This window comes from Streptomyces sp. SLBN-118 (assembly GCF_006715635.1).
GTDB lineage: Bacteria > Actinomycetota > Actinomycetes > Streptomycetales > Streptomycetaceae > Streptomyces.
The window spans coordinates 3,255,222-3,270,699 of sequence record NZ_VFNP01000001.1 but is presented as its reverse complement, the minus strand read 5'-3'; the positions used below and the strand labels follow the sequence as shown (position 1 = coordinate 3,270,699).

General features: G+C 69.9%; 16 protein-coding genes and 1 pseudogene. 13 read left to right on the top strand and 4 right to left on the bottom strand.

The features are described 5' to 3' along the window. Positions 1 to 64: 64 nt before the first annotated feature. Positions 65 to 1,240, bottom strand: a complete 1,176-nt coding sequence (locus FBY35_RS14820; protein WP_142214249.1) for a sensor histidine kinase — start codon at positions 1,238 to 1,240, stop codon at positions 65 to 67. A 195-nt stretch (positions 1,241 to 1,435) separates the two neighbouring features. On the opposite strand from FBY35_RS14820, the gene FBY35_RS14815 reads away from it, so the two are divergent. From FBY35_RS14815 to FBY35_RS14760, 12 genes are all read left to right on the top strand, one after another. Then, on the top strand, positions 1,436 to 1,834 hold the full coding sequence (locus FBY35_RS14815; RefSeq protein ID WP_142214248.1) for an NADH-quinone oxidoreductase subunit A: 399 nt from the start codon (positions 1,436 to 1,438) through the stop codon (positions 1,832 to 1,834). Then, complete coding sequence (locus FBY35_RS14810) at positions 1,825 to 2,430, top strand: NADH-quinone oxidoreductase subunit B (RefSeq protein WP_186356935.1); 606 nt, start codon at positions 1,825 to 1,827, stop codon at positions 2,428 to 2,430. The genes FBY35_RS14815 and FBY35_RS14810 overlap by 10 nt, the downstream gene beginning before the upstream one ends. Next, on the top strand, positions 2,427 to 3,683 hold the full coding sequence (locus FBY35_RS14805) for an NADH-quinone oxidoreductase subunit C (protein ID WP_142214246.1): 1,257 nt from the start codon (positions 2,427 to 2,429) through the stop codon (positions 3,681 to 3,683). The genes FBY35_RS14810 and FBY35_RS14805 overlap by 4 nt, the downstream gene beginning before the upstream one ends. Continuing rightward, complete coding sequence (locus FBY35_RS14800) at positions 3,680 to 4,648, top strand: complex I subunit 1 family protein (protein ID WP_142214245.1); 969 nt, start codon at positions 3,680 to 3,682, stop codon at positions 4,646 to 4,648. Before FBY35_RS14805 ends, FBY35_RS14800 begins: the two co-directional genes overlap by 4 nt. Next, positions 4,648 to 5,208, top strand: a complete 561-nt coding sequence (locus tag FBY35_RS14795) for an NADH-quinone oxidoreductase subunit I (protein WP_142214244.1) — start codon at positions 4,648 to 4,650, stop codon at positions 5,206 to 5,208. Before FBY35_RS14800 ends, FBY35_RS14795 begins: the two co-directional genes overlap by 1 nt. Next, complete coding sequence (locus FBY35_RS14790) at positions 5,205 to 5,792, top strand: NADH-quinone oxidoreductase subunit J (RefSeq protein WP_142214243.1); 588 nt, start codon at positions 5,205 to 5,207, stop codon at positions 5,790 to 5,792. The genes FBY35_RS14795 and FBY35_RS14790 overlap by 4 nt, the downstream gene beginning before the upstream one ends. Then, a complete protein-coding gene (nuoK, locus tag FBY35_RS14785) occupies positions 5,792 to 6,169 on the top strand; it encodes an NADH-quinone oxidoreductase subunit NuoK (RefSeq protein ID WP_142214242.1) in 378 nt (125 codons plus the stop codon). The genes FBY35_RS14790 and nuoK overlap by 1 nt, the downstream gene beginning before the upstream one ends. Beyond that, on the top strand, positions 6,166 to 8,178 hold the full coding sequence (locus FBY35_RS14780; RefSeq protein WP_142214241.1) for an NADH-quinone oxidoreductase subunit L: 2,013 nt from the start codon (positions 6,166 to 6,168) through the stop codon (positions 8,176 to 8,178). The genes nuoK and FBY35_RS14780 overlap by 4 nt, the downstream gene beginning before the upstream one ends. Positions 8,179 to 8,205: 27 nt before the next feature. Beyond that, on the top strand, positions 8,206 to 9,777 hold the full coding sequence (locus FBY35_RS14775; RefSeq protein ID WP_142215076.1) for an NADH-quinone oxidoreductase subunit M: 1,572 nt from the start codon (positions 8,206 to 8,208) through the stop codon (positions 9,775 to 9,777). Beyond that, the gene (locus FBY35_RS14770; RefSeq protein WP_142214240.1) at positions 9,774 to 11,318 is read left to right on the top strand and encodes an NADH-quinone oxidoreductase subunit N; all 1,545 of its coding nucleotides are present in this window, start codon (positions 9,774 to 9,776) and stop codon (positions 11,316 to 11,318) included. Before FBY35_RS14775 ends, FBY35_RS14770 begins: the two co-directional genes overlap by 4 nt. Before the next feature lie 147 nt (positions 11,319 to 11,465). Next, on the top strand, positions 11,466 to 12,329 hold the full coding sequence (htpX, locus tag FBY35_RS14765; RefSeq protein WP_142214239.1) for a zinc metalloprotease HtpX: 864 nt from the start codon (positions 11,466 to 11,468) through the stop codon (positions 12,327 to 12,329). After that, positions 12,326 to 12,715, top strand: coding sequence for a YccF domain-containing protein (locus tag FBY35_RS14760; protein WP_142214238.1), 390 nt, complete (start codon positions 12,326 to 12,328; stop codon positions 12,713 to 12,715). Before htpX ends, FBY35_RS14760 begins: the two co-directional genes overlap by 4 nt. 9 nt (positions 12,716 to 12,724) lie before the next feature. Here the strand turns inward: FBY35_RS14760 and FBY35_RS14755 are convergent, their stop codons facing one another. Beyond that, a complete protein-coding gene (locus FBY35_RS14755; RefSeq protein WP_142214237.1) occupies positions 12,725 to 13,993 on the bottom strand; it encodes an APC family permease in 1,269 nt (422 codons plus the stop codon). A gap of 85 nt (positions 13,994 to 14,078) precedes the next feature. Here FBY35_RS14755 and FBY35_RS14750 point away from each other — a divergent pair, with 85 nt between their 5' ends. After that, a complete protein-coding gene (locus FBY35_RS14750) occupies positions 14,079 to 14,348 on the top strand; it encodes a GlsB/YeaQ/YmgE family stress response membrane protein (RefSeq protein WP_142214236.1) in 270 nt (89 codons plus the stop codon). A gap of 32 nt (positions 14,349 to 14,380) precedes the next feature. Here FBY35_RS14750 and FBY35_RS37115 read toward each other — a convergent pair. Further along, positions 14,381 to 14,509, bottom strand: a pseudogene (locus FBY35_RS37115) (alpha-ketoglutarate-dependent dioxygenase AlkB); the annotation flags it as partial. After that, positions 14,506 to 15,054, bottom strand: a complete 549-nt coding sequence (locus tag FBY35_RS14740) for a methylated-DNA--[protein]-cysteine S-methyltransferase (protein WP_142214235.1) — start codon at positions 15,052 to 15,054, stop codon at positions 14,506 to 14,508. The pseudogene FBY35_RS37115 and the gene FBY35_RS14740, both read right to left, overlap by 4 nt. Between the last annotated feature and the right edge of the window lie 424 nt (positions 15,055 to 15,478).

Sequence of the window (15,478 nt, the reverse complement as noted above, 5' to 3'; positions counted from 1 at the left end):
GCGCGATGCTGCCGCAAGCGGGGGTGGGGGCGCAGCCCCAGTTCAGGGCAGGGGCACCCCCGCCTCAGCCCTCCGCCCGCCTCCTCCACGGGAGCTCCGCCGTCACCACCGTCGGCCCCCCCACCGGCGAGTCCAGCACGAACAGCCCGTCCACCGCCCCCAGCCTCTCCGCCAGGCCGGACATGCCCGTGCCGCCGTCCAGCCGCGCGCCCCCGCGCCCGTCGTCGGTGACCTGGATCAGCAGCCGGTCCTTCGCCCGCCACACGTCCACAGCGACGTTCTTCGCCTGCGCGTGCTTGCTGACGTTCTGCAGGAGCTCCGAGACCGTGAAGTAGGCGATGCCCTCGATCGCCGCGGCGGGCCGTTCCGCCAGGTCGACGGTCACCTTGACGGGCGCCGTGCAGCGGGAGGCGACGGAGGAGAGCGCCGCGTCGAGCCCGCGGTCGGTCAGTACGGCGGGATGGATCCCGCGCGCCAGATCACGCAGCTCCTGCAGCGCGAGCTTCACTTCCCCGTGCGCCTCGTCCACCATCGCCGCCGCCGAGTCGGGGTCCTCCAGCAGCTTCTCCTTCGCGAGGCCGAGCCCCATCGCCAGGGCGACGAGCCGCGCCTGCGCCCCGTCGTGCAGGTCGCGCTCGATACGCCGCAGATCGGCGGCCGCCGTGTCGACGACGACCCCCCGGTCCGACTCCAGCTCCGCGATGCGCCGCTCCAGTTCGTCGGAGGGGGAGAGCAGCCCACGCACCATCGCCCGGTCCGCGTTGGTCAGCCCGCGCGCGATGAAGGGGAGTACGGGCCAGAGCACGAACAGGCTCACCAGCGTCACGCTGAAGGTCAGTACTCCCCACGGCAGCCGTATGAAGGAGTACAGCACCGACCGCCAGGCCACCGGGTCCTTGAGGCCCGCCCACAGCCAGGGGAACAGCCCGTCGCGGCGGTGCGGGCCGTGCAGGGGGCTCGGCTCGTCGATCCGTACGCCGAGCAGTGCCCGCGCCCTGCCCCGTTCCGACCGGCCGAGCAGCCGCGCACCCCCGAGCCCGAGGGCGAGAAGCGGCAGACCGATCACGGTCACCGACAGCCCCGCACCGGTGGAGATCATGACTGCCACGTACACAAAGCCGATCAGCGCGGCGGGCAGATTGGCGAGGAGATGGGCGATCTCCTTCCAGGTGTGGCGGTCGAAGGCGAAGCGCGCGGCCGGTGGCCGGTCGTCGTGGGGTGCGGTGATACTCGCGGTCATGGCGCCCAGCCTGCCGGGCCCGGTCGCCGCACGCCATGGGGCTCCTGGGTGGGGTGTAGTAGGGATAACCCCACCTGATGTGCGACTCGACTGCTTACGGTCCCTTTAGCAGGGCCTAGACTCCCGTGCGTAGAGATAGATCGTCGAACAGATCGAACAGATCGCCAACGAGGTTCTAGGGAGCGAGGGGCAGACGTGCCGGAACCGACCGTGGCCGTGCTCGCGGCGGACTATTTCGAGAGCTATTCGGTTGTCGGACTGCTCGCGTTGATCGGCGTGCTGTTCGTGGGCGTGGCCTTCGGGGCGGGCCGGCTGCTGCGGCCCGTGGTGCCCACGCGGGAGAAGATGCTGACTTACGAGTGCGGCGTCGACCCCGTCGGTGAGGGCTGGGCGCACACCCAGGTCCGCTACTACGTGTACGCGTTTCTGTACGTCATCTTCGCCGTCGACTCGATCTTCCTCTTCCCGTGGGCCACGGTCTTCGCCGCCGCGGGATACGGCGCGACGACACTCGTGGAGATGTTCATCTTCCTCGGCTTCCTGGCCGTGGGACTGCTCTACGCATGGAAGAAGGGCGTCCTGGCATGGACGTGACCCGGCCCGAGGCCCAGCCCGTGCTCCTGCCGGAGCCGAAACGCCTGGGCGTGCTGTCGCGCCTGGCCCCGGAGCCCATGAAGGTGGTCCTCAACTGGGGGCGCCGCTACAGCCTCTGGGTCTTCAACTTCGGGCTCGCCTGCTGCGCGATCGAGTTCATCGCGGCCTCGATGGCGCGCCACGACTTCATCCGGCTCGGTGTGATCCCCTTCGCGCCCGGCCCGCGCCAGGCCGACCTGATGGTCGTCTCGGGCACGGTGACGGACAAGATGGCGCCGGCGGTCAAGCGTTTGTACGAGCAGATGCCCGAGCCCAAGTACGTGATCTCCTTCGGGGCCTGCTCCAACTGCGGTGGCCCGTACTGGGATTCGTACTCCGTGACCAAGGGCGTCGACCAGATCATCCCCGTCGATGTCTATGTGCCCGGCTGCCCGCCCCGGCCCGAGGCGCTGCTCCAGGGCATCTTGAAGCTCCAGGAGAAGATCGCGCGCGAGTCGCTCGGCGAACGGTACGGACACGGTGTCGGGCAGGCGTCCGTCGATCAGCTGCGCAGCGGTCTGGTCACCCCGCCGCCGGTGCCGGGAGGTGACCGGTGAGCGTCTACGACCGACTGCCCGAGGCCGTTACGGAGATCTTCGGCGAGGAAGCCACGGCCGAGCGGACCTACGACCTGCTCACGGTCGATGTTCCCGCCGGCTCCTGGACCGCCGCGCTGGAGATCGCCCGCGACAGGCTGGGCTGCACGTATTTCGACTGGCTGAGCGCGGTCGACGAACCGGGCACGGGCTTCCGGGTCTGCGCCCATGTCGTCGCCCTGGGCGGCGGCACGGTCCGTCGCCTGCTGGTCCGCACGACCGTTCCGCACACCGCTCCCTCCCTCCCCTCCGCGGTCGGGATCTACGCGGGCGCCGCCTGGCACGAGCGTGAGACGTACGAGATGTTCGGCGTCACGTTCACCGATCACCCGCACCTTGTCCCGCTGCTCCTCCCGGAGGGCTTCGAGGGGCACCCGCTGCGCAAGGACTTCGTACTGGCGGCCCGGGTCGCGAAGGCGTGGCCGGGCGCGAAGGAGCCGGGGGAGTCGGAGCACGGAGGCCCCAAGCGCCGCCAGATGCTGCCGCCAGGCGTCCCGGACCCGAACGAATGGGGGCCCCTCAAGGGACAGCTTCCCCCTGCCCCGGCCCGCCCCGCGAGGGCGGCCCGCACGGCCGGAGGGCCCGCCGCGGCCGGCGAACGCCCGCCCCGCCGCGCCCGCAGCGTCGCCGAGGGCTCGGCCTCGCAGGAGGCCGCACCGGTCGCACCGGTCGAACGCCCGCCCCGCCGCGCCCGCAGCGCTTCGGAAGGCTCGGTGTCGCAGGCCGCGGCTGCGCCTGAGGCGACGGGGGCCACCGAGGCCACCGAGGCTCCGGCCAACCCGCCGCGCCGCGCACGCACCGCTTCCGAGGGCTCGGCCTCCCAACAGCCACCCGCCGCAGCCCGCCCAGGCACCCCGGACGCTCCCTGGCACCACGCGCGCCCGGCCTTCGACGAGTCGGCCCCGGCTGAGCCCGGACCGACGGAGGGCCGCCCGACGCCCGCGCCGGAGGCGAAGCCGGAGCCCGGGCCGGAGCCGGAGCGGAAGCCGGAGCCCGGTCCGGAGCCGGAGCAGCCTTCCCCGGCGGCCGGTACCGAAGCGGCCCCGGGACGGGAGCAGACCGTCGCCGAGGAGCCCTCGGCCCCCGCGCCGCAGGCCGCTTCCGCCGACGAGCCGGCCCTGTCCGAACCAACCCCCGACACCGAGCGGCCCGAGGCCGACGAAGCCCCGGCCGACTCGGCCGACTCGGCCGAACGCCCCGGAGGAGACGCGTGAACGACGCTCTCGACGTCGCCCTCCGGCTGGTCGTCATCCTCGCCGTATTCCTTGTCCTGCCCCTCGTCATCGGGCAGACCGAGCACAAGGTGATGGCCCATATGCAGGGCCGCCTCGGCCCCATGTACGCGGGTGGCTTCCACGGCTGGGCCCAGCTCGTCGCGGACGGCGTGAAGTTCGCGCAGAAGGAGGACGTGGTCCCGGCCGGTGCCGATCGCCGCATCTTCCAGCTCGCGCCCGCCGTCGCCCTTCTCCCGTACCTCCTCGTGCTGGTCGCGATCCCGATCGGCCCGAGCGAGGGCGCGGTCGGCCAGGTCGTCGACGCGGGCATCTTCTTCGTACTCGCCGTGATGGGCGTCGGGGTCCTGGGCTCGCTCATGGCGGGCTGGGCATCGGCCAATAAGTTCTCCCTCCTGGGCGGACTGCGCACCGCCGCGCAGCTGCTGGCGTACGAACTGCCGATGCTGCTGGCCGCCGCCTCCGTCGCCATGGCGGCCGGCACGGTCTCGCTGCCCGGCATCCTGAACGCCTTCGAGTGGTGGTGGCTGCCCTGGCAGATCGTGGGCGCCCTGGTCTTCTTCACCGCGGGCCTCGCCGAACTCCAGCGCCCGCCCTTCGACATGCCGGTCGCCGACTCCGAGATCATCTTCGGTGCGTACACCGAGTACACCGGCCTGCGTTTTGCGCTGTTCCTCCTCGCCGAGTACGCGGGGATCGTCGTCCTGTGCGGTCTGACCACCGTCCTCTTCCTGGGCGGCTGGCACGGTCCGTTCGGTGCAGAGGGTCTCGGCTGGGTCTGGACCCTGCTCAAGACGGCCGTGCTGGCCTTTGTCGTCATCTGGCTGCGCGTGAGCTATCCACGGATGCGCGAGGACCAGTTGCAGAAACTCGCCTGGACCACGCTCATCCCGCTCGCCCTCGCCCAGATCGCCCTCACCGGCATCGTGAAGGTGGTGATGCAGTAATGCCTCCGATCCCCGGATCCGGCCTCGCGAAGGGCCTCGCCGTCACCCTGCGGACGATGACGAAGAAGACCGTCACTCAGCAGTACCCGGACGCCCAGCCCGAACTCCCGCCCCGCAGCCGAGGCGTGATCGGCCTGTTCGAGGAGAACTGCACGGTCTGCATGCTCTGCGCCCGTGAGTGCCCCGACTGGTGCATTTACATCGACTCCCACAAGGAGACGATGCCCGCTGCCGCCCCCGGCGGCCGCGAGCGCAGCCGCAACGTCCTCGACCGGTTCGCCATCGACTTCTCGCTCTGTATGTACTGCGGTATCTGCATCGAGGTATGCCCTTTCGACGCGCTGTTCTGGTCACCGGAGTTCGAGTACGCGGAGACGGACATCCGCGAACTCACCCATGAGCGGGACAAGCTCCGCGAGTGGATGTGGACGGTGCCCGCGCCGCCCGCGCTCGACCCGGGCGCCGAGGAGCCCAAAGAGATCGCCGCGGCACACAAGGCAGTCGAGAAGCTCGCGGCGGCCCAGGCCGAACCGCCCGCGGACGAGGGAGGCACCGCATGATGCTCGCCGCAGCCCAAGTGCACGGCTTCCTCTCCCCGACCGGCGTCGAGATCGCCTTTCTGCTCGTAGGTCTCGTCACCCTGGGCGCGGCTGCCATAACGGTCACGACCAAGCAGCTGGTGCACGCCGCCCTCTGGCTGGTCGTTGCCCTCGGCGGCCTCGCCGTCGAATATCTGCTGCTGACGGCAGAGTTCATCGCCTGGGTGCAGGTCCTGATCTACGTCGGTTCCGTGGTCGTCCTCCTCCTCTTCGGGCTGATGCTCACCAAGGCCCCCATCGGCCGCTCCCCGGACGCCGACTCCCGCAACGGCTGGGTCGCACTCGCAGTGGCGCTCGCCGCCGCGGGCGCCCTGGTGTGGGTGGTCGTGGACGCGTTCCGCACGACCTGGATCGATCTCGACGGACCCTCCCAGGGCTCCACCCAGGTGTCCGGTGAGATCCTCTTCCGGCACTGGGTGCTGCCGTTCGAGGCGCTCTCGGTCCTCCTGCTCGCCGCCCTCGTCGGGGCGATCGTCCTGTCCCGCAAGGACCCCAAGGCTTCCCAGAACGCCAAGGGTGCCAAGGCTCCCGAGGGGAAGAGCTGATGCACCTCGCCTATCCCGCCGTCCTCGCCGTCCTCCTTTTCTGCGTCGGGCTGTACGGAGTGCTCGCACGCCGCAACGCGATCCTGGTCCTCATGTCCGTCGAGCTGATGCTCAACGCGGTCAACCTCAACCTCGTTGCCTTCGACGTCTGGATGCGCGACACCCTGCACGCAGGCCAGGCGCTCACCCTGTTCACCATCGCCATCGCCGCCGCGGAGATCGGCATCGGCCTGGCGATCGTCCTGATGGTCTACCGCAACAGCGGAAGCTCGGACGTCGACAGGCTTCGCGACACCGCCGAGGGCCCCGACGGCGAGCCCCACGAACCTGACGCCGAGGCAGCCGCCCGGGCGCAGAAGGCCGAGGCCCCCGCGTGACCACCACGACCCTCGCCGTCCTCGTCCCCCTCCTTCCTTTTCTGGGCGCCGCTGCCGGACTGCTCCTCGGCCGCACCGCCCCCGGTTTCGTTCGGCCCCTGGCCGTCCTGCCGACCCTCGCCGCGGCCGCCATCGCCGTCCTCGTCGCCGTCCGCCAGGGCGGGGGCAAGCCGATCGTCGCCTCGACCGAGCTGACACCCACCGGGTCGGTCCCCATCGACCTCGCCCTGTACCTCGACGGCTTCGCGGTCCTCGTCGCCGTCCTGGTCGGCGTCGTCGCGTCGTGCGTGCAGATCTACTCCACGGGTTATCTGCGCAACGACCCGCGCTACCCCTCGTACGCGGCTCTCGTCTCCCTCTTCACCTCCGCGATGCTGCTCGTCGTCTACTCCGGCGACCTGATGGTGCTCATGGTCGGCTGGGAGATCATGGGCATCTGCTCGTACTTCCTTGTCGGCCACTACTGGGAGACGCCCGAGGCGCGCGCCGCCTCCCTCAAGGCCTTCCTGGTCACCAAGCTCGGCGATGTCCCCTTCCTCTTCGGTCTGTTCGCGCTCGCCATCGACGCCGGGACCTTCCAGATCACCGGAATCCTCGGGTCCGTCGCGGCGGGCGGAATCGATCACCCGACGTTGATTGCCCTGCTGCTGCTTGCGGGTGTGGCGGGCAAGTCGGCGCAGTTTCCGCTGCACACCTGGCTTCCCGACGCGATGGCGGGCCCCACCCCCGTCTCCGCGCTGATCCACGCGGCGACGATGGTCGCCGCCGGTGTCTATTTCGTGGCCCGGCTCCTTCCCGTCTTCGCAACCTCCGCGGCAGCGCTCATCGTCCTCGCCGTCATGGCCGCCGTCACGATGGTCGGCTCGGGCCTCGCCGCCCTCGCCCAGGACGACATCAAGCGTGTCCTCGCCTACTCGACCATCGGCCAGCTCGGTTATATGTCGGGCGCGCTGGCCGTCGGCAACCGTGGCGCCGCCGTCTTCCATCTCCTCGCGCACGGTGCGTTCAAGGCGCTCCTCTTCCTCGCCGCGGGCGTGATCATCCATGCCGCGGGCACCAACTCGCTGGCCGCCATGTCCCGGATGAGCGGCCTTGCCAAGCGCATCCCTGACGCGTACTGGACGATGACCGTCGCGCTGCTCGCGCTCGCCGCCATCCCTCCCTTCGCGGGCTTCTTCTCCAAGGAAGCCATCCTGGTCGCCGCTGAGCACACGGCACTCGGCGAAACCGACATCGCCCCCGTCGCCGCGGGCTGGACGGTACTGGTCTCCGGCCTGATCACCGCCCTTCTCACCGCCGCGTACGCGATGCGCATGTGGCTGCTCGCCTTCCGCGGGCGCGGGGCCGAGGCCCCGGACCACGGCCGCGAGCCGCTCGCCATGAACGCCGTTCTCTGGGCGCTCGCCATCCCCTCCCTCGGCATCGGCCTGACCGTGGGTTATCTCGACGACTGGTTCGACGGCCAGAGCCTCACCCCGACCGTAACCACCGCCGTCCTCGGCACGGGTGTAGCGCTCGTCGGCGGACTCATCACCTACGGCACCTGGCGCGCCCTGCAGTTTCGCGCGGGAGCAGCTCTCGCCGGGGGGCCGATGGGCGCCGTCGCCGCCCACCCGGAGGCGCCGCCGTCGGTCACCGAGGCCGAGGCCATCGCGACCCACGCCCCCGCGTACGGCGACATCGCGGCAGCCCCCGACCCGTCGGACCCCGGCCGTCTCCTGCTCGGCCCGCTGCACCGCCACGCCGCCGCCGGTTTCCACGTCGACGCGGGCTACTCCGCCCTGTTCGTACGCCCGGTTCGGGCCGCCGCCCAGCTGGTCAGTTTCCTGGACCGCGAGGTCGTCGAGACGTACGTACGCGGATCGGGCACGGGAGCCCGCTGGCTGGGTGCCGCCGTCCGACGAGCCCAGACCGGCAATGTGCAGACCTACCTGAGCGCGCTGCTGGCCGGCTCCGTCGTCCTGGCGATCGCCGCCGTCGTCCTTTCCAACGTCAACGCGGGATCGTGAGCCGTGATCGATATCAGCGAGTCCGTGATGCAGTTCCTTCTCGCGTTCATCGTCGTCGGCCCGCTCATCGGGGCCGGGGCCGCACTCCTGCCCGCCCCGCCCGGGCTGAAGAGCCCGGACCAGGCTGTCCTGCGCCACGGCGTGACCATCACCGGCGCGATCCTCGCCGCGGCGATCGTGCTCGCCATCGGCTTCGACCACGACCACCCGTCGAAGATGCAGGCCACGACCGACATCAACTGGATCCCGGCACTCGATGTGCGGATCCACCTCGGCGTCGACGGCATTTCCCTCCCCCTTCTGGTCCTTACGGCGCTGCTGACCTTCCTGTGCGCGCTGTACAGCTACTTCAAGATGCCTGCGGGCCCGTCCCCGAAGGGCTTCGTCGCACTGCTGCTCGTCCTGGAATCCGGGACTCTCGCGACCTTCGCCGTCCTCGACCTGCTGCTCTTCTTCCTGGCCTTCGAGATGGTGCTCATCCCGATGTACTTCCTCATCGCCCGCTGGGGCGGCGAGGAGCGGCAGTCCGCCGCCTGGAGGTTCATCCTCTACACGCTGCTCGGCTCTGTGGTCATGCTGCTCGGCCTGCTGCTGATCGGGCTGAAGACCGGCACATTCGACATGGTGGCACTCGCCACTGACAACGGCCGTGGACTGACCGCATCCACGCAGGTCATCGCAGTTTTGGCGATCGGGATCGGGCTGGCCGTGAAGACCCCGATGTGGCCGTTGCACAGCTGGTTGCCGGACGCGCACACCGCCGCACCGACCGTCGGCTCCGTCCTCCTCGCCGGCGTCCTGCTGAAGATGGGTACGTACGGGTTTGTCCGCATCGTGCTGCCGATTGCGCCCGACGGCATGCAGACCTTCGCGCCGTATCTCGCCGCCTTCGCCGTCGCCGGCATCATCTACGGATCCCTCGCCTGCCTCGCCCTCGCCAGGCAGGGCGCGGGCGGCGACCTCAAGCGCCTGATCGCGTACTCCTCCGTCGGGCACATGGGCTTCGTGCTCCTGGGCATCGCGACGATGACCCCCACCGGTGTCAACGGTGCGCTCTTCGCCAACATCGCGCACGGCCTGATCACCGGCCTGCTCTTCTTCCTGGTCGGCGCCCTGAAGGACCGCTACGGCACCGCCGACCTCGACACTCTTTCCGGTGCCACCGGGGCGGCCCTCTACGGCCGGGCCCCGCGCCTCGGCGGCCTCCTCGCCTTCGCCGCCGTCGCCTCGCTCGGCCTGCCCGGCCTCGCAGGGTTCTGGGGTGAAATGCTGGCGCTGTTCGGCGCGTTCGATCCCGCCGAGGGGCTGAACCGTGCCGCCTTCCTCACGTTCATGGCGATCGCCGGCTTCGGCACCCTGCTCACCGCGGCGTACCTCCTCGTCGTCGTACGCCGCGTCTGCATGGGCGCGCTGCGACCTGAGGGGCAGACGGGGCAGGAGGAGCGGTTCGGGATGCCGCTCGCCGATGTCCAGAGCTACGAATTCGCCGCCTGGTCCCCGCTCGTGGCCCTCACCGTCCTTGCCGGACTGTGGCCGGCCGTCCTCCTCGGCCTCACCGATCCGGCCGTGCAGAAGCTCCTCGCAGGAGGCAAGTCGTGACCGTGGCAGCCGAAAGCGTCACCAGCCTCGTCCAGTCCGTCGACTGGCTCACGATCGCGCCGCCCACCATCACGGCGACAGTGGCCATGATCGTCCTGGTCGCCGACCTGTTCGTGTCCGAGAAGCGCAAGCCGCTGCTCGGGGCCGTCTCGATCGCCGGTCTTGCCGCCGCGCTGATCACCCTCGTGCCGCTGCGCAAGGGCAACCGCGCGACGTTCTGCCTCACGACCGATGCCGACGCGTGCAGCTACACCGCCGACCGCTTCACTCTGGTGATCCAGCTCCTTGTGCTCGGCGGCGCCCTGCTCACCGCCCTGCTCTCGCTTCATGACACCCGCAAGAAGCTGCCCGCGGGGGAGTTCTGGTTCCTGCTGCTCTCCTCGGCGGCCGGTGCTGCTCTGCTGCCCGCCTCGCGCGACCTGGCCACCCTGGTCGTCGCCCTCGAGGTCGCATCGCTGCCGGCCTTCGCGCTCGTCGGCCTCAGGCGAGGCGACCGGCTGTCCAGCGAAGCGGCCCTGAAGTTCTTCCTCTCCTCGGTCACCGCGACCGCCGTAATGCTGCTGGGCGTCAGCTTTGTGTATGCCACGACCGGCACTCTGCACCTCACCCAGATCGCCACCGAACTCGACAAGGTCCCCGGCCAGCTGGACAGTCTGGCCAAGGCGGGCGTCGCGCTGACCCTTGTCGGCTTCGCCTTCAAGACAGCCGCGGTTCCATTCCACTTCTGGGTCCCCGACACCTATGTCGGCGCCCCGCTGCCCGTCGCCGCGTATCTCTCCGTGGTCGGCAAGGCCGTTGGTTTCTCCGGCCTCATCCTGGTGACCGTCATCGGCTTCCCCGGATACGCGGATGTCTGGGGCCCGGCCATGGCTGTGCTGGCGGGTCTCACCATGACCGCGGGCAATGTCGCGGCGCTGCGCCAGTCGGCCACGCGCGCGTGGAGCGCGGTACGCCTGCTGGCCTGGTCCTCCGTGGCGCAGGCCGGTTATCTCCTGGTGCCGATCGCGGCCGCCGCGTACTCCAGCGACGACCAGATCGGCGCGACCGTCGCGTACGCCCTGATGTACGGAATCGTGAACCTCGGGGCCTTCGCGGTGGCCGCGGTCGTCGCCCGTACCCGGCCGCTCAACCGCATCTCCGACTACCGCGGGCTCTACGCCACCCGCCCGCTCACCGCCCTCGCCATGGGCTTTTTCCTGCTCTGTCTGGCCGGCCTGCCGCCCGGCATCGTCGGCCTGTTCGCCAAGGTGACCGTCTTCTCCTCGGCCGTCGACGCGGGCCTGGGCTGGCTGGCCGTCGTCATGGCCATCAATGTCGTGATCGCCCTCTACTACTACCTGCAGTGGACCGCGATCCTCTTCCGTGCCCCCGAAGGGGCCGCAGTGGAGAGTGTCGAGGGTGGCGCCGAGGCGGCAGCGGCGGCCAGAAGGCGAGCCCCCGCCCCGGTCACCGTGGCCATCGTCCTCACCGCCGTCGTCGGCGTCGTCCTCTCCGGCTATCCCCAACTGGTGCTCCGCTTCGCGGCGACCAACCTGTTCTGAGCGAGACCCGATCGGCCCACTCCAAGGGCCGCAGCACAAGGGAACTAGCCTCCCTCGCCTGGCGTTGACCTGTACAGAAGGGTCCACTGGTGAGTGGAGCACCACCACGCGAAGGGTTCCCCTGGGGCACCACTTGGAGGGCGTACCGTGCACCGCCGGCACAACGGGCTGAAGACCGCCGTACTCCTCGGGGGACTGTCCGCTCTCATCCTCGTCATCGGCAGTTTCTTCGGCCGCACGGGCCTGATCGTCGCACTCGTCGTGGCGCTCGGAACCAACGCGTACGCCTACTGGAACAGCGACAAGCTGGCACTGCGGGCCATGCGCGCCCGTCCTGTCAGCGAATTCGAGGCGCCCGCGCTGTACCGCCTGGTCCGTGAGCTCTCCACGGCCGCCCGTCAGCCCATGCCCCGTCTGTACATCTCGCCGACCCAGGCACCCAACGCCTTCGCCACCGGACGGAACCCACGCAGCGCCGCGGTGTGCTGCACCGAAGGAATTCTGCAGATTCTCGACGAGCGCGAGCTGCGCGGCGTCATCGGCCACGAGCTGAGCCATGTCTACAACCGCGACATCCTCATCTCTTCCGTCGCGGGCGCGCTCGCCTCGGTGGTGATGTTCCTGGTGAACTTCGCCTGGCTGATCCCCATAGGCCGCTCGGACGACGACGAGGGCCCGGGCCTCATCGGCCTGCTGCTGGTCATGATTCTCGGTCCGCTGGCCGCCTCGGTGATCCAGCTGGCCGTCAGCCGTTCGCGGGAATACGAGGCGGACGCCTCGGGCGCCCAGCTCACCGGTGATCCGCTTGCCCTCGCGAGCGCTTTGCGCAAATTGGACGCCGGTACGAAGCAGTTGCCGCTGCCGCCCGAGCCGCGCCTCGAGACCACCAGTCATATGATGATCGCGAATCCGTTTCGCCCGGGACCAGGCCTCTCCAGGATGTTCTCGACACACCCGCCCATGGCGGAGCGCATCGCCCGACTCGAGCAAATGGCAGGTCGTCGCCCGTGAAAACTATCCTGAACGTCATCTGGCTCGTCCTGTGCGGCTTCTGGATGTTCCTCAGCTACCTGGTTGCGGGACTCGTGCTGTGCATCACGATCATCGGTATCCCGTTCGGCCTGGCCGCCTTCCGTATCGGTGTCTACGCGCTCTGGCCCTTCGGCTACACCGTCGTCGAACGCCATGACGCCGGAGCGCCGTCCTGCGTCGGCAATGTGCTGTGGCTGGTCCTCGCTGGCTGGTGGCTGGCGCTCGGCCATGTCGTCACCGGCATCGTTCTGTGCATCACGATCATCGGCATCCCGCTGGGCATCGCCAACTTCAAGCTGATCCCGGTCTCGCTGATGCCTTTCGGCAAGGAGATCGTCCGCACGGACGAGCCGTTCGTGTCGTAGCAGGCGGAGCTAACCTCTCCGGCGTACCGCGTACACGACCACGCCCACGGCCAGCACTGCCGCGCCTGCGGCCACAGAGAGTGCCGGCAGAGCGAAGGCCAGCACGAGGCACCCGGCCAGGCCGAGGCCTGCGGTCACCCGCACCGTCGTCGCTCGTGCCTGCGTAACTCGAACGGGTGTATCCCGATCCGAGTCGGAACTCAGCGTCCACGCCGAGGCGTTGGCAATTGCGTAGTACACCAGCACTCCGAACGACGAGAAGCCGATCGCCCCGCGCACATCAGCTGTCGCCGCCACCACGGCGACGACAGCGCCCACCGCGAGCTCCGCGCGGTGCGGCACCTGGAAACGGGGGTGAACGGCTGCCAGCGCGCTCGGCAGGTGACCGTCCCGGGCCATCGCCAGCGTCGTCCGTGAGACGCCGAGAATCAGCGAGAGCAAAGATCCGAGCGCCGCCACCGCGGCCCCCACCCGCACCACGGGCGCGAGCCACGGGGCGCCCGCAGCTCGCACGGCTTCGGCCAGCGGTGCCGTCGCCCTGCCCAACTCCCCGGCCCCCAGCACAGAAAGGACCGAGACCGCGACGCACACATAGACCACCAGCGCGATGCCCAGCGCCAGCGGCACGGCCCGCGGGATCGTACGAGCGGGATCCTTCACCTCCTCGCCCAGCGTGGCGATCCGGGCGTACCCCGCGAACGCGAAGAAGAGCAGCCCCGCCGCCTGGAGCACGCCGCCTTCCCATGTGTCAGGGCCCACATTCAGCCGTTCGAAGTCCGCCGAGTCCGACCCGAGGGAGACCACCACGACCGCAGCCAGAACCGCCAGCACCACCGCCACGATCGCCCGCGTCAGCCACGCCGACTTCTGAACACCGCCATAGTTCACGGCAGTCAGCGCCACCACCGCGGCGACCGCCACCGCGTGCGCCTGGTCCGGCCAGGCGTAGGCCCCGACCGTCAACGCCATCGCCGCGCACGAAGCGGTCTTCCCGACGACGAACGCCCAGCCCGCCAGATAGCCCCAGAACTCGCCGAGCCGCTCCCGCCCGTACACATATGTCCCGCCGGAAGCCGGATAGCGGGCGGCCAGCCGTGCCGACGACATGGCATTGCAGTACGCGATCACGGCCGCCAGAGCCAGCCCCAGCAGCAGCCCCGACCCGGCGGCCCGGGCGGCGGGACCGAGTGCCGCAAAGATGCCGGCCCCGATCATCGCCCCCAGCCCGATCACGACCGCGTCGAAGACTCCCAGGGACCGCCGCAGTTCCGGTGTCATGCCACGACCCTACTGATCCCCGCAACCGCGCCCAGTCCCCCCGACGTCCTGAAGAGCGACACCGTACGAAAGGCAGGTTCACGGCATGGGCATCATCAGCTGGATCATTCTCGGGCTGCTCGCAGGCGCCATAGCCAAGATCCTGCTCCCGGGCCGCGACCCGGGGGGCCTGATCGGCACCACGCTGATCGGTGTGGCTGGCGCTTTCATCGGTGGCTGGATATCCGCCCGGTATCTGGATCGGCCCATCACCAATGAGTTCTACGACGGAGCCACTTGGGTCGCGGCCATCGGCGGCGCGCTCGTGCTACTGATCGTCTACCGGATCCTGTTCGGCCACTCACGCTCACGCTGACGCCCACGGCACCACGGCACCCGTCGGCCCCTGCCGTGCCGCTCAGCCCGGCAGGCCTCCGCCAACTCCCGCTGCCGGTCCACCGCCAGCCACTCGGGGACATGCACCGCCCCAGGGGCGATCACCGCCCGCTCCCTGGGGAACAGTGCCGCCCCCCTCACGGTGTCGGCACGCCCTCGAGCGTGCCCGGCAGAGTACCCTCGAATACGCCCTCGATCCCGAGGAGCCGCTGCTTGCGCTCCAGTCCGCCCGCGTAACCGCGAAGGGTGCCGTCCGCCCCGATCACCCGGTGGCACGGCCGCACCACGAGCAGCGGGTTGCGCCCGATCGCGGTCCCCACCGCGCGTACCCCGGCGGCCGAAGTGCCAACCTGCTGGGCGATCTGCCCATACGTTGCCGTGTCCCCATAGGGAATCTCTTCCAGCGCCTGCCAGACCCGGCGCTGGAAATCCGTCCCGCTGTTCATGTACTCGATCTCGAAGTGGGTCAGCCGGCCTTCGAAGTACATGCCGAGTTGCCTGCCGATCTCCTCGAAGGCCGCCGGATCGGGCCGCCAGCCGTCGCGCACGACGGCCGCGCCCTTCTGGCCGGGCAGCGAGAGCGAGGCGAGCGCGGTGCCGCCCTTGGCCGTGGGGGACTCCGCGCCCACGAGCAGAAGTTCGCCCAGCGGGCTGTCGATGGTCGTGAAGACCGTCCTGGCGGTCATGGCCCGTTCCTTTCCTCGCAGCGTGTCCTGCGCCGTACGCCTACGAGTCTGTGGCCCTCGCTCCACCGAAGCTGGCGGTATTCGGACATCACGCCCGGCAGGTACCGCCTGTAGGGGAATGCCTTTCGGATCAGCCCCTCAGGGCATCAGGGCGGCCGCCCCCAGGAAGTCGGCACATCGTCTCTCCTCGCACGACGTACGCGGCCGTGATTAAAGTTCACGCCCCGGACTGCGCACCGCCCCCGACCCAGGATGTCCATGGCCGCCGCCGGCGTGGTTGCCCGAGCGCCCGCTCCTTGGCCCGATGGGGAGGGCACAACGAGGGCGGCGGTCGAGGCCGTCCTCGGTGAAGTGCCCCCGTTGTGCCCTGTGAAGTCCGCCCAGGCCCTGTCCGGTCGATCAGGCCCTAGCCGCGTCCGTGCAG